The following is a 12,476-nucleotide window of genomic DNA, read 5'->3' on the forward strand; positions in this document are numbered from 1 at the left end:
CATGACCAACATCCAACAGGAGACGGAACCCACCATCGGTGCGCTCACCGAGGAAGCGGACGCCGGCACGACCCGGGGCATCGCGACCGCCCGTGCGCCCCGACCGAAGGGCGGCATCCGCCGGTTCCTCCCCACGCTCACCCCCTGGCTCGTCACGGGCATCGTGCTCATCGTCGGCGTCGCGCTGTTCGGGCTGCTCGGCCCGTTCCTGGTCGGCGACCCGACCACCATCCGCGACTCGGGCATGCAGCCGCCGAGCGCCGACAACCTGCTCGGCACGACGCAGACCGGGCAGGACGTCCTCGCCCAGCTCGCCTACGCCACCCGCGGCAGCCTGCAGATCGGTCTCATCGTCGGCGTCCTCGCCACGGTGCTGTCCGCGTTCTTCGGCATCCTCGGCGCGTACCTCGGCGGGATCATGGACGAGGCGTTCTCGCTCTTCTCGAACGTCTTCCTGGTGATCCCGGGCCTGCCGCTCGTCATCGTCATCTCGGGCCTCGTCCCGCAGGAGGCACGTGGGCTCTGGACCATCGCCATCGTCCTCGCCATCACGTCCTGGGCCGGATCCGCCCGGGTCCTCCGGGCGCAGACGATGTCGATCCGGAACCGCGACTACGTGTCCGCCGCCCGGGTCGCCGGCGAACGGCCCTGGCGGGTCATCGCGGTCGAGATCCTGCCGAACCTGCTGCCGGTGCTCGCGTCGCAGTTCGTGTTCGCCGTCATCGCCGCGATCCTCGGCGAGGCCGGCCTGTCCTTCCTCGGCCTCGGCGCCTCGAACTCGTCCACCCTCGGCACGATGCTCTTCTACGCGCAGAACGGCTTCGCGCTCGCCCAGGGCGCCTGGTGGTGGTTCGTCCCGCCGGGGCTCCTCATCGCGCTGCTCGGCATGGGGCTCTCCCTCGTCAACTTCTCCATCGACGAGGTCATCAACCCGCGACTCGCGAACGTGCGGGCGCAGCGACGGCGCGAACGTCGTGCGCGTCGCGCCGCCCGGACTGGAGGCACGACTCGCCTCCCCGAGACCGCCACCGACCGGAAGGGGGTCGCCCGATGACCCGGGACGCCGTCCTCACCATCGACCACCTCGACGTCGTCTACGAGACCGAGAACCCGGTGCACGCCGTCAAGGACGTCTCGCTGACGCTCGCGCCCGGCGAGATCCTCGGGCTCGCGGGGGAGTCCGGCTGCGGCAAGACCACGCTCGCCTACGCCATCACCCGGTTGCACAAGCCGCCGGCGAAGGTCGCGTCCGGCAGCATCACCTTCCACGACCGGGACGGCAGCGACGTCGACCTGCTCGGCCTCGGCGACGAGCAGCTCCGCGCCGTCCGCTGGTCGAAGCTGTCGATGGTGTTCCAGGGGGCGATGAACGCGCTCAACCCCGTCACCACCATCCGGGCGCAGCTCGACGACGCCCTCGTCGAGCACCGCCGCGGCATGGGCCGCAAGGAACGTCGGGCGATCGCCGAGGACGCCCTCCGACGGGTCGGGGTCGACCCGTCACGCATCACGGCGTACCCGCACGAGTTGTCCGGCGGCATGCGGCAGCGCGTGATGATCGCGATGGCGATGCTGCTCGAACCCCAGGTCATGATCATGGACGAGCCGACCACCGCGCTCGACGTCGTCGTGCAGCGGGAGATCCTGCGCGAGATCGTCCGGCTGCGCGACGAGCTCGGCTTCGCGGTCGTGTTCATCACGCACGACCTGCCCCTGCTGCTCGAGATCAGCGACCGGATCGCGATCATGCTCCGCGGCGAGGTCGTCGAGTGCGCCACCGCCGACGCGATCCAGCACGACCCGCAGCACCCCTACACCCGCCGGCTGCTGCAGTCGTTCCCGAGCCTGTCCGGGGCCCGTGGCGGGTTCATCCGTTCCGGCATCGATGAGGAGGTCGCGTCGTGACCAGTGTGACCGTCAGCCACCTCGGCAAGGACTTCCACACCCGGAAGGGCCTGCGCCGCACCACCCTGCGCGCCGTCGACGACGTGTCGTTCGAGCTCCTGCCCGGACGCACCGTCGCGCTCGTGGGGGAGTCCGGGTCGGGCAAGTCCACGATCGCCCGGATGCTCGCGAAGCTCGAGAGCACCACGCGCGGCTCGATCGACGTCCGGTTGGAGGACGGCACCCCCGTCGTCGGCAGCATGTACCGGCGGCACGTGCAGATGGTGTTCCAGGACCCGTTCGCGTCGCTCAACCCGTTCCACTCCATCGAGCACCACATCGCCCGGCCGCTCCAGTTGCACCACCGTGCGCGCGGTGCCGAGGAGACCGCCGAGAAGGTCCGGGAACTGCTCGGCCGCGTCAACCTCGACGAGGACTTCGCCTCGCGTCGGCCGCACGAGCTCTCCGGCGGGCAGCGGCAGCGCGTCGCGATCGCCCGCGCCCTCGCACCCGGCGCGCAGGTGCTCGTCGCCGACGAGCCCGTGTCGATGCTCGACGTGTCGATCCGACTCAGCGTGCTCAACCTGATGGGACGGCTGCAGCGCGAGGACCACCTCGCGGTGCTCTACATCACGCACGACCTCGCCACCGCGCGGCACTTCTCGGACGAGATCCTGGTGCTGTACCGCGGCCGGGTCGTCGAACGCGGGCCCTCGGACGACGTCATCCTCAACCCGCAGCACGACTACACGCGGCTGCTCGCCGAGGCCGCACCCGACCCGGAGCGCACCGACCGCCGGGTGACCTCCGGGCCGGCGCTCGACCGCTCGACGATCGACAACACCACCTGCTACGACCACGGCATCGGTGCGTGGGTGTCGAGCGAACCGGCTCCGGTCGGGGCACGATGACCGGGGCCTTCGTCGACTGGACCACGCCCGGGTTCTCGGCGCGCTTCCGGGTCGGCGACGACCAGCCCGCGGCGCTCGTGTCCTTCGTGCCGGCCGGAGGGGCGCTCGCCGACGGACCCGCCGATCCGCAGCCGCTCGTCGAGCTGACGACCGTCGAGCACGGTCGGTTCCCCGGCGGGTTCCGGCACGTCGACTCCACGATCGGGGCGCGACTGCGCCCCGTGTCGCACCACGTGCACGAGGACGGGACCGACCTGTGGTTCCGCATCCTGCAGGAGGACGCGGCCACGGGCCTCCAGGCCGAGTCCGTCTTCCGGACGGAAGCCGGCGTGCCGGCGTTCCAGACGTGGACCGAGGTGCGCGCGGAGCGCGGCGAGCACGTCGTCGACTTCGTGTCGTCGTTCGCGACCGGGGCGTTCCTGACGGACTCGGGCGTGACCGTCGACGAGCTGTCGCTGCTGCACGCCGACAACGACTGGGCGGCCGAGAACCGGTGGCGGAGCGATCCGCTGCGGTCGATCGGGCTCGCGCGCATCGACCGCGAGGCCCAGCACCACCCGCCCCGCAGCCGTGCCGTCGTGCAGAACCGGGGCTCGTGGTCGACGGGCGAGGCGCTGCCGATCGGCGTGCTGGACGGTGCCTCGTACGCGCTCGTCTGGCAGGTCGAGCACAACGGCCCGTGGCTGTACGAGCTGGGGGAGACCCGTCGGCACGCGTACCTGCTGCTGAGCGGACCGACCGACCAGGAACACCAGTGGACGACCGTCGTCGCGCCGGACCGGCCGTTCGTGTCGGTGCCGGTGTCGGTCGGGATCGCCTCGTCGGTCGGTGGGGCGTTCGAGGTGCTCACGGCGCAGCGGCGGGCACGGCGGTCGCTGCGGCCCGTCGACGCCTCGATGCCGCTGGTGTTCAACGACTACATGAACACCCTCATGGGAGACCCGACGACCGACAAGCTCCTGCCGCTCGTCGACGCGGCAGCAGACGCCGGGGCCGACCTGTTCTGCATCGACGCCGGCTGGTACGCCGAGGGGCACTGGTGGGACACCGTCGGGGCGTGGGAGCCGGCGGCGTCGCGGTTCCCGACCGGGCTCGAGTTCGTCATCGGCCACATCCGGTCGCGGGGCATGCAGGCGGGGCTCTGGCTCGAGCCCGAGGTCATCGGGATCCACTCGCCGCTCGCGTCGTCGCTGCCGTCGACCGCCTTCGTGCACCACCGCGGGGTTCGGGTCGCCGAGCACGGGCGGCACCTGCTCGACCTGCGCTCGCCGGAGGCCCGGGCACACCTGGACGCCGTGGTCGACCGGCTCGTCGGGGAGCTCGGGATCAGCTTCTTCAAGATGGACTACAACACGATGACGGGGCCGTTCTCGGGGTCGCTCGAGCACGCGCGTGCCCTGCTCGACTGGCTCGACGACGTGCAGGCCCGGTACCCGGCGCTGCTCATCGAGAACTGCGCCTCGGGGGCGATGCGGGCCGACGCCGCCGTGCTGTCCCGGTTGCACCTGCAGTCCACCTCGGACCAGCAGGACCCGGTGCTGTACGCGTCGATCGCTGCCGCTGCACCCGCTGCGATGCTGCCGGAGCAGGCGGGGAACTGGGCCTACCCGGCGCCGTCGATGTCGGACGACCTGTTCACGCTGTCGCTCGTGAACGGGGTGCTCGGGCGGATGTACCTGTCGGGGTACCTCAGTTCGATGTCCGGGGCGCAGCGGGAGGTCCTCGGGTCCGCGATCGCCGCGCACCGTCAGGTGCTGGAGATCATCGACACCGCGCTGCCGGAGTGGCCGCTCGGTCTGCCCGGGTGGGAGGACGCCTGGGTCGCGCTCGGGCTGCGCGCTGCGTCGGGCGACCTGTACCTGTCGGTGTGGGCGTTGCCCGGCGCGTCGTCCTCGGTGTCGTTGCCGCTGTCGGGGTGGGCGGGGCGCACGGTCACGGTCGAGCCGTTGTTCCCGACGGAGCTCGGGGCGTGGGACGTCTCGTGGGACGCGGCGGCGGGGGTGCTGCACGTCGACCACGGCGGGGCGACGCCGACGGCGCGGGTGCTCCGCGTCCGGCGCGAGCCGGGCACGCCGCCGGAGGGGGCGGACGCGGGGCGCTGACCAGGGCGGGCGTCGGATGGCAGACGCGCCCGTCCTGGGACTGGAGGCGCGGGGCGGGCAGGTGCCGCGCCTCCAGTCCGGTGGGTGATGCGTTGGTGCGTGTTCGGGGGCCGACTCGGAACGACTTCTCCGACGTCGTACGAACTCGGGGAAGTCGTTCTGCGTCCGCGAGCGGCGTCGCTCAGCGCCAGCTGCTGCGGAGCGCGCGGAACCAGCGCGGGGTGAGCGCCGGGGGCAGGTACCAGGTCGAGGCGGCACCCAGGAGCGCGATCACCGCGGGGATCCAGAAGAGCCAAGTCGGGCGGTCGGGCAGGGCGAGGACGATGCTCACGAGGACGATGCCGAGGCCGAACCAGAACAGGCCGAGGACCCAGTACGACAGGCCGCCCTTCGCCCAGGAGCGCCAGAGGCCGGTGTAGCCGAGCAGGCCGATGAGCATCAGGGCCGCGCCGATGATCCAGATCACACGATCCCCTCCCTCGTCGCACACAACGGTAGCGGGTCGATCGAGGGCGTCAGGTTCCCTGCAACCGAGAGTGTCGGTATCCTCGACGGGTTCCGACACACTGCAGCGCTTGAGGGGGATGCCGCATGGCGATCAACGGATGGCGGCTCGATCCGGCCGCGTTCGACCGAGCGATCTCGGACGCCGAGACCGCTCTCGCTGACATGGCGACGGCAGAGCAGTCGTTGCAGAACGCCGCCGGTGCCGCGGAGTCGCTCGCAGCGCGCGCGGTGAACACCGCGACGGCACTCAGCGCGTTCAAGCAGAACCCAGGAGAGATCCGACTCGCGTCGATCGGGAGCCGCGTGACCGCGTCCATCGCGGCGGCGCGATCGATCGCGAACGCGTACGCGGCCGGCGACGAGGAGATGGCGGCAAATGCGAACAAGGGGATCGAGCAGTGACCTTCGCCCCCATTGTCAACGAGTTGCCCGACCCCGCGACGCTCGAGTCGGTCGGTGCGGACCTGGTGTCGGCGGCGAGCACGGCGCAGACACAGGCCGACGCGATCGAGGCCGCGTGGAAGGCGTTCGGGTCGTCCGATGTCTACGACGCGCCAGAAGCGGCCACGCTCCGGAACGCCTTGTCGCCGATCGATGCGGACGTGGTCGGGCTGGTCGACGCAGCGGCGAAGGCGAAGAGCGCCCTCGACACGTACTCGACGACGGTGCAGACGCTCCAGACCCAGCGGACAACGCTCCTCTCGGACATCAGCACCTTCGCCGGAGCCGACACATCGACCCCGGTCGGCGCGACCGACGAAGAAGTCACGGCAGCGAAGGACGCGCGTCGTGACCAGCAGGATGCCCTGCAGCGACGCGTGGACCAGTTCAACGCCGCGGCACTGCAGGCAGATCAGGAATGCGCGGGCGCCATCAACGCGCTCAAGGCGTACGAGCAGTCAGCGGCCTCGAAGTTCTTGAGCTTCGTCGGCGGTGGGACGTCCGGAGCCATCGTCGGTGCGGGGATGTCGATCTCGCAGGAGACACTCGAACGGTGGCGCCAGCTCACCACGGTGCCTGCCGGAGTGATCCCCGAAGCCACGCTGCGCACCCCGCCGCCGTCATTCCTCGACGCGAACGGCAAGGCATGGTGGCAGGCGCCGGGGGAGATCGCCAAGCCGTACCCGCCGAAGGGGCCCGACATCCCCCTCGACGATCCTCGGTACGGCTCGCACAACTTCCTGGTGAAGGACAAGAACGCCCTGCTCGAGGCGATGCCGGACGTAGCCAAGGGTGCGACCAAGGTCTTGGGCGCCGCTGGAACAGTCCTCACTCTCGGCTCGACCTGGAACGACCAGTGGCACGAGGACGAGGTCGACCACCCCGACTGGTCCGACTCACGCCGGACCGAGAGCGCGGTCACGACCACGGTCATCAAGGGAGGCACGACGGTCGGCGCGGCCGCGGCCGGCGCATGGATCGGTGGCGCCATCGGGACTGCCCTGTTCCCAGGGGTCGGGACCGTCGTGGGCGGTATCGTCGGGAGCGCGATCGGCGGTTGGCTCGGCGGGACAGGTGGCGAGATGCTCGGTGACAAGCTGAACGACATGTACCAGGGGTCGGACTTCGCGAAGGGCGTGCACGACGTGTGGAAGGGGATCTTCGGGTGATCTGGGCGATCATCGCGGTGTCGTGCGCGTTCGCGCTCGTGGGACTGACCGCCTACACCGGGCTCTGGCGGAGCTGGACGCGCTCGTGGAGCGCCGACCGCATCTTCCCGACCGCTTTCCTCGGCTTCGGTGGTATCTGCCTGGGTGTCTTCGCAGCGCTCCTGTCGACGCACGCGTTCGTCTTCACAGCGGTCATGATGATCTCGGCGTTCGTGCTGATCCTCGTCGCGGTCGGACTGTTCGTGTTCGGTGTGCCCGCGTGGCTGACGCCGCGCTGGTACCGGCATCGGAGTGGCACGTGATCGCGGCGGACCTGCCCGACGGCTGGGTCGTCACCGAAGCGACCTTCGGCACCGTGTTCGAACGCCCGACGACCAACGGGTTCCGGCCGAACGTGGTCGTGGCGCAGGAATCGACGACGGTGTCGTTGATCGAGGCGTCCTCCGGAATGATGGCTGCTGCCATCGCCGCACACCCGGGAACGCGAGTCCTCGAGGTCCGTCGCCAGGAGCACGCGCTCGGTCCCAGCGCGCGACTGCTCTTCGGGTACCCGCTCGGCGAGGACTGGATCATCGTCGACCAACGCGTCATCACCACTGGGGACACGGCAGTCCACCTGACAGCCAGCGCCTCCGTGCTCGAATGGACCGCCGTCGAACCGCTGCTCTCAGGGGTCATGGATTCCGTGCGTCTGGTCGACGTGCAGGAGGGAACGAGCCGATGATGCCGCGGATCGACGTTGCTGCCAGCGAGCGGGCCGGCGTCGAGCTCGAATCGCTCGACCGGGTACGCGACTACCAGCCCGGATGTCGACTCGAGTGGCAGGGCTCGGAGTCGCTCTTCGACCACCTCTGGCACCTTCGGAGCCGCGGGCTGGTGTCCGCCAGCACTCGCCGTTCGGATGAGGGTCGAGCCGCTCGGGAGCTCGGGCTGGTCAACCGTTTCGGGGCGTTGTCAGATGCAGGCTCGGAGTTCGTCGGGATCATCGCGAACGCCACTCGTTCGCTCCGGACGCGGATCGAGTCTGAAGAGGGGACGCACCACGCCGCGATCTGGGTGGATGGGCGTCGGGCGGCCATGCGGGTCGAACTCGGTGGTGGACGGGTCGGCCTCGGGGTCACCTCGGTCGCCGGCGCGGTCGGACACCTCCTCGATTGGATCGCCGTGGAACCGACGTGGTTCGTCGGAGAGCAGGAGGCCGTGACCGTCTCCCTCGCGGCACTCCAAGCGCGGTACGAGGAGCACGGCGGCCGATCGGGGCTCGAAGTGCCAGCACCCGACGATCCGGAGTGGTTTCGACGGGCTTGGGAAGCTCCCGGGTGGCGGTCGGTCTTCGGCTGGTCCGAAGAGACCGGGTTCGGGATCTTCGCGATCGATGTTCCTGGCTTCGGCTGGCTCGAGCGGTACACCCAGGCCGACGGTGCAGTCGCCCTCCGACCGATCCGAACCGAGACGGTCGTCCGACAGGTCATCGGCGCGGTGACCCGCGACGATCGTTGACGACGGGATCTCGCCGAAGCGGGGGGAAGGAGACGTTCGGATGACCCCGCTCGGATTCGTCCTCATCCTGTTCGCCATCGGATTCGTGTTCGGCGGCCTCGGGGCGCTGGCCTACGCCGGTGTCTGGCGTTCGTGGATCGGTCGGCTCCACCGGAACGTCGTCTTCGGGTGGTTCTGGTTGGGACTCGCCGTGCTGTCGATGGGTCTCGCGGCGAGCTTCATCCGGACGCCGGTCTTCGGGTTCTCCTTCGTGTTCGCTGTCGCCGCCGCCCTGACCGGTGCGCTCGGCCTGTGGATCCTGCTGTCCGGCGTCCCGCGCCGGCTCCAACCCCGTTGGTACCGCGTTGAGCGTGAGCGATGAGCGCTCCGACCGATCTCCGCGGCGACCGCGGGACCGTCGGAGCGGGCGAGGACCACGTCGAAGCGCATGCCCCCATCGTGCCGACCCGGCCCGGGCGGGCGGCCACGGTCAGCGCATCCGTGTCGAGGCGATCCCACCGTCGACGTCGATGGCGCCACCGGTGACGAAGGCCGCCTCGTCCGACACCACCCAGCGCACGGCCCGCGCGATGTCCTCCGGCTGCACGGGCCGCCCCGCCGGTGTGCCCTCCGTCATGGCCGCGAGGACGTCGGCCGAGTCCGCGTTACCGGGCGTCGCCGTCGCCCCCGGAGCCACGGTCACCACCCGGATGCCACGGTGCCCGTACTCCGCGGCCCAGGCACGGGTGAGCTGCTCGACCGCGGCCTTCGTCGCCGGGTAGAGCGCCATGAAGGGCACCCCGACGCGGGCCATCCAGGAGCCGATGTTCACGACGACGCCGGACCCGCGCGAGGCCATCGACGGGGCGAGGGCGGCGACCAGGACGTGCGGCGCGCGGACGTTCGTGGCGAGCAGGGCGTCGACGGTGTCATCGGACAAGGACTCCGTCGGTCCACCGGGGTAGACGCCGGCGTTGTTCACGAGGACGTCGACGTGGCCCCCGAGCCGCTCGGTCGCGGCCGTCGCGAGCGCACGGACCTCGGCCGGCCCGGCAGACAGGTCGGCGACCAGCGGCACGGCGCGGCCGCCCTGCTCCTCGATGGACGCGGCGACGGCGCTCGTGCGCTCGGCGTTGCGGCCGTGCACGGCGACGAACACGCCCGCGGCGGCGAGCTCGCGGGCGATGGCCTCGCCGATGCCGCTGGAGGCTCCGGTCACGAGGGCGGTACGGGTGGTGGTGGTGGAAGCGGGTGCATCGGTCATGACTCGATGCTCGAACGGCCCGGCACTCGAGCCCTTGCCCGGATCCACGAGGACCTTGCCGGATCCCGCACCCCACGGTTCCGCGGTCGACGCCTGGGTAGCTTGGAGCCGTGGACGACCTCACCGCGCAGCACCTCGACCGGGCCGCGGCGATCGCGTCCGCCCACGCTGCCGTCCTGGGCACCGACCACCACGCCGCCTCCGCTCGCGCCGGGTCCGCGCACCGGGCCGACGCCCTCGGCCTCACCGTCTCCGAGGTCCACGAGCCGACCGGGCCGTTCGACCGCCGGTACGTGCCGTCGTTGTCCGTCGTCCTCCGCGGCCGGAAACGCTCGATCGTGGGCGACGACGACCAGGTCTGGGGCCGCGAACGGTTCATCATCACCCCGGTCGACCTGCCCGTCGTCGCCGGCGTCGTGGACACCGCCGGGGACGACGGCTTCGTGTCCGCCGTCTGGCGCCTCGACCCGGCGATCGTCGGCGAGGTCGTGTCGACGATGTCCGCGCGCGCCGCTCCGGCCGGCGGCGAGGTGCCCCGCCTCGGGACCTGGACCGCGCCCCTCGCCGACGCCTTCGCCCGCCTGCTCGCCCTGCTCGACGCCCCCGAGGAATGTCGCTCCCGCGCGTCCGCGAATGCGCGCGTGCGCAACGAACGACGAGTCCGACGTCGCACGACGTCGGCGATGTCGTACCGAGTCGACCGTCGCCGACCCGCACGACCTGTGCCAGGCTGGACGACGTCCCCGTGCTGTTCCCCCTCGTCGCCCGCGAGGTCGTCCTCCGTCTGCTCCAGACCGAACAGGCACCGCGCATCACCGCCGCGCTCGACGGCTCCGGCACCTCCGTCGTCGCTGCGGCGACCGCACTCCTGAACGGGCGGATGGCCGAACCGTGGTCCATGGAGCGCCTCGCCCGCGAACTCCGGGTCAGCGAGTCCACCCTGTTCGCACGCTTCAAGGAGGCGACCGGCATGACGCCCGCCCAGTACCTCAAGCGGACGCGGCTCGGCGAGGCGCGACGACTCATGGTCGTGCATGGTGACACCGCCGCCCGCGCGGCCTCGGTCGTCGGCTTCCGCAGTGCCTCGCACTTCTCGCGGGACTACCGGGAGGCGTACGGGCGTCCGCCGGCGGCGGACGCGGTCGCGGCCAGGGCGCAACTCGCCTTGGCGACGGCCGTCTAGCTCCGGAGCCGGGACGGATCGGACTGGAGGCGCGGGGCGGGCTGGTGCCGTGCCTCCAGTCCGAAAACGGGTCGTCAGGCGGTCGCGCCCCGGCGGTCCGGAGCCCGGAGGGCGGCACCCGACAGGAGGGCGCCGGCCGCGCCCGCGGCCGTGGTGGCGAAGGGCAGGGTGACCGGGGGAGCCTCGACGAGGGTGGCGATGGGCAGTCCCGCGGCGAACCCGACGGCGGCCGTCAGCAGGGCTGCGACGACGACGGCGGGTACCAGGCCGAGCGTGTCGTCGAGGACCATGGCGAGTGCGTGGATGCCGGCGGCGACCGCTCCGCCGATCAGGAGTCCGGCCGGGATCGCGAAGAACGCCACCAGGACCAAGAGGGCGGAGTCGGGCGGCCACCAGTCGTGCTCCGTGACGATCGGCTGGTCGACGGTCGGGTCGGAGACCCAGGTGACGCCGATGATGCCGAAGGCCTCGAGTGCGCCGACGATGCCGCCGACCAGCATCACGACGGTCCACGGCCACCGGCGCGGTGCGTGGTCGAACTCTCGGTGCATGTTCTCCCCCTGCGCCGATCCTCGTGTGCGGAGCTGGGCGGTAGCGGGAGAACGGCTGATCACCGCGGGAGGCCGAGCTGCCATATGTTGAATGCGTTCGGACGTGGAGCATTCAGCGGCACCGCGGCGAAACACATGGGGGATGATGACTCAGGACATGGGACGGTCGCCGACGCGGCGGCGGCGGCACGGAGTCTGGTGGATCGTGGCGAGCGGCCTGCTGCTGCCGGCCGGGTGGATCGCGTGGCTGCTCGTGGCGCTCGCCGGCTACAACGGGGTCGACGATTCGGACCGGTCGCTCGCGGGCCAGACGACCGGGAGCGCCTTCGTCACGCTCGTGTGTGCCGGAGTTCCACTCACCGGCGCGATCCTCCTCCTGGTACGACGACGACGCGATCGATCGGTCACGCTGGTGGGTCCTGTGGGATGCATCGTGCTCACGTGCCTGGCGGCCGGAAGCCTCGGGTACCCCACGGTGCGCGTGGCGCAGAGCTGGGCGGCGGACGCGCACCGGCGGGCGCAGCCGCTCACCGCGCTCGAGACGAGCCGGACGCAGTCGGAAGCGGAGCGAGACCTGGCGGACGTCGGCACACGGGCAGTGGAAGCTCTCGGCGAGGACGTGCGCGCCGGTCAGGTCGATCGGTACACCCGCGGATGCCCGCTGTCGAACCTGCAGCAGGGCACGGAGTACCGATGGGTGTGGTCCGTGCGATCGGGCTCCTCGGACGGATCGGGGCCGGACACGGACGAGTCGGACGCGAAGCCGTCGGGGGATGCGGCCGAGATTGAGCGGCGGACGGCGCCGGTGCGGGAGGTGTTCCGTCGTGCAGGACTCCGTGATGCGGACCCGTACGGCTGGGACCTCCGAGCGATCGGTGGTGGGTGGCTGAGGGAGGCGTACGCCGACACGACGAAGGCCTCGGGCGCCGTGACCGTCGAGACGACCTGTTTTGCCGGAGGGCCGGGTGACGGGTGACCAGACGGG

At 71.2% G+C, this 12,476-nt stretch carries 16 protein-coding genes; 13 read left to right on the plus strand and 3 right to left on the minus strand.

The features are described from left to right. Position 1: 1 nt before the first annotated feature. The 4 genes from ABIC61_RS07360 to ABIC61_RS07375 are packed head-to-tail and all read left to right on the plus strand — an operon-like array spanning position 2 to position 4,897. Positions 2-1,054 (plus strand): ABC transporter permease, encoded by a 1,053-nt coding sequence (locus ABIC61_RS07360; RefSeq protein WP_354029375.1) that lies wholly within the window; start codon positions 2-4, stop codon positions 1,052-1,054. Then, positions 1,051-1,905 carry an ABC transporter ATP-binding protein gene (locus ABIC61_RS07365; RefSeq protein WP_079238720.1) on the plus strand — a complete coding sequence of 285 codons (855 nt, stop codon included), beginning with the start codon at positions 1,051-1,053 and terminating at the stop codon, positions 1,903-1,905. Before ABIC61_RS07360 ends, ABIC61_RS07365 begins: the two co-directional genes overlap by 4 nt. Continuing rightward, positions 1,902-2,795 (plus strand): ABC transporter ATP-binding protein, encoded by an 894-nt coding sequence (locus ABIC61_RS07370; protein ID WP_144750675.1) that lies wholly within the window; start codon positions 1,902-1,904, stop codon positions 2,793-2,795. Before ABIC61_RS07365 ends, ABIC61_RS07370 begins: the two co-directional genes overlap by 4 nt. Further along, on the plus strand, positions 2,792-4,897 hold the full coding sequence (locus ABIC61_RS07375) for a glycoside hydrolase family 36 protein (protein WP_354029376.1): 2,106 nt from the start codon (positions 2,792-2,794) through the stop codon (positions 4,895-4,897). Before ABIC61_RS07370 ends, ABIC61_RS07375 begins: the two co-directional genes overlap by 4 nt. A 181-nt stretch (positions 4,898-5,078) precedes the next feature. Here ABIC61_RS07375 and ABIC61_RS07380 read toward each other — a convergent pair whose 3' ends face one another. Then, positions 5,079-5,363, minus strand: a complete 285-nt coding sequence (locus ABIC61_RS07380; protein WP_354029377.1) for a hypothetical protein — start codon at positions 5,361-5,363, stop codon at positions 5,079-5,081. Between the two features lie 125 nt (positions 5,364-5,488). On the opposite strand from ABIC61_RS07380, the gene ABIC61_RS07385 reads away from it, so the two are divergent. From ABIC61_RS07385 to ABIC61_RS07410, 6 genes are read left to right on the plus strand one after another with little or no spacing between them, the layout of a single operon-like run. Continuing rightward, positions 5,489-5,806 carry a DUF6507 family protein gene (locus ABIC61_RS07385; protein ID WP_354029378.1) on the plus strand — a complete coding sequence of 106 codons (318 nt, stop codon included), beginning with the start codon at positions 5,489-5,491 and terminating at the stop codon, positions 5,804-5,806. Beyond that, a complete protein-coding gene (locus tag ABIC61_RS07390; RefSeq protein ID WP_354029379.1) occupies positions 5,803-7,014 on the plus strand; it encodes a glycine zipper domain-containing protein in 1,212 nt (403 codons plus the stop codon). Before ABIC61_RS07385 ends, ABIC61_RS07390 begins: the two co-directional genes overlap by 4 nt. Beyond that, complete coding sequence (locus tag ABIC61_RS07395) at positions 7,011-7,316, plus strand: hypothetical protein (RefSeq protein ID WP_354029380.1); 306 nt, start codon at positions 7,011-7,013, stop codon at positions 7,314-7,316. The genes ABIC61_RS07390 and ABIC61_RS07395 overlap by 4 nt, the downstream gene beginning before the upstream one ends. After that, the gene (locus ABIC61_RS07400) at positions 7,274-7,738 is read left to right on the plus strand and encodes a hypothetical protein (RefSeq protein ID WP_354029381.1); all 465 of its coding nucleotides are present in this window, start codon (positions 7,274-7,276) and stop codon (positions 7,736-7,738) included. The genes ABIC61_RS07395 and ABIC61_RS07400 overlap by 43 nt, the downstream gene beginning before the upstream one ends. Then, the gene (locus ABIC61_RS07405; protein WP_354029382.1) at positions 7,738-8,514 is read left to right on the plus strand and encodes a hypothetical protein; all 777 of its coding nucleotides are present in this window, start codon (positions 7,738-7,740) and stop codon (positions 8,512-8,514) included. The genes ABIC61_RS07400 and ABIC61_RS07405 overlap by 1 nt, the downstream gene beginning before the upstream one ends. 40 nt (positions 8,515-8,554) lie before the next feature. Beyond that, a complete protein-coding gene (locus ABIC61_RS07410) occupies positions 8,555-8,875 on the plus strand; it encodes a hypothetical protein (RefSeq protein WP_354029383.1) in 321 nt (106 codons plus the stop codon). Positions 8,876-8,983: 108 nt separating this feature from the next. On the opposite strand, the gene ABIC61_RS07415 is transcribed toward ABIC61_RS07410, so the two are convergent. Next, complete coding sequence (locus ABIC61_RS07415; RefSeq protein WP_354029384.1) at positions 8,984-9,757, minus strand: SDR family NAD(P)-dependent oxidoreductase; 774 nt, start codon at positions 9,755-9,757, stop codon at positions 8,984-8,986. Between the two features lie 110 nt (positions 9,758-9,867). On the opposite strand from ABIC61_RS07415, the gene ABIC61_RS07420 reads away from it, so the two are divergent. Together ABIC61_RS07420 and ABIC61_RS07425 are read left to right on the plus strand one after the other, a co-directional pair. After that, entirely contained in the window at positions 9,868-10,629 is a 762-nt protein-coding gene (locus ABIC61_RS07420; protein WP_354029385.1) for an AraC family transcriptional regulator, read from the plus strand. Between the two features lie 8 nt (positions 10,630-10,637). After that, complete coding sequence (locus ABIC61_RS07425; protein WP_278309307.1) at positions 10,638-10,940, plus strand: helix-turn-helix transcriptional regulator; 303 nt, start codon at positions 10,638-10,640, stop codon at positions 10,938-10,940. A gap of 74 nt (positions 10,941-11,014) precedes the next feature. On the opposite strand, the gene ABIC61_RS07430 is transcribed toward ABIC61_RS07425, so the two are convergent. Beyond that, on the minus strand, positions 11,015-11,491 hold the full coding sequence (locus ABIC61_RS07430; RefSeq protein WP_354029386.1) for a hypothetical protein: 477 nt from the start codon (positions 11,489-11,491) through the stop codon (positions 11,015-11,017). A gap of 142 nt (positions 11,492-11,633) precedes the next feature. Here ABIC61_RS07430 and ABIC61_RS07435 point away from each other — a divergent pair, with 142 nt between their 5' ends. Continuing rightward, complete coding sequence (locus tag ABIC61_RS07435) at positions 11,634-12,467, plus strand: hypothetical protein (RefSeq protein WP_354029387.1); 834 nt, start codon at positions 11,634-11,636, stop codon at positions 12,465-12,467. Positions 12,468-12,476 lie beyond the last annotated feature (9 nt).

It is taken from the genome of Curtobacterium sp. 1544, assembly GCF_040544915.1.
Classification (GTDB): Bacteria; Actinomycetota; Actinomycetes; order Actinomycetales; family Microbacteriaceae; genus Curtobacterium; species Curtobacterium pusillum_C.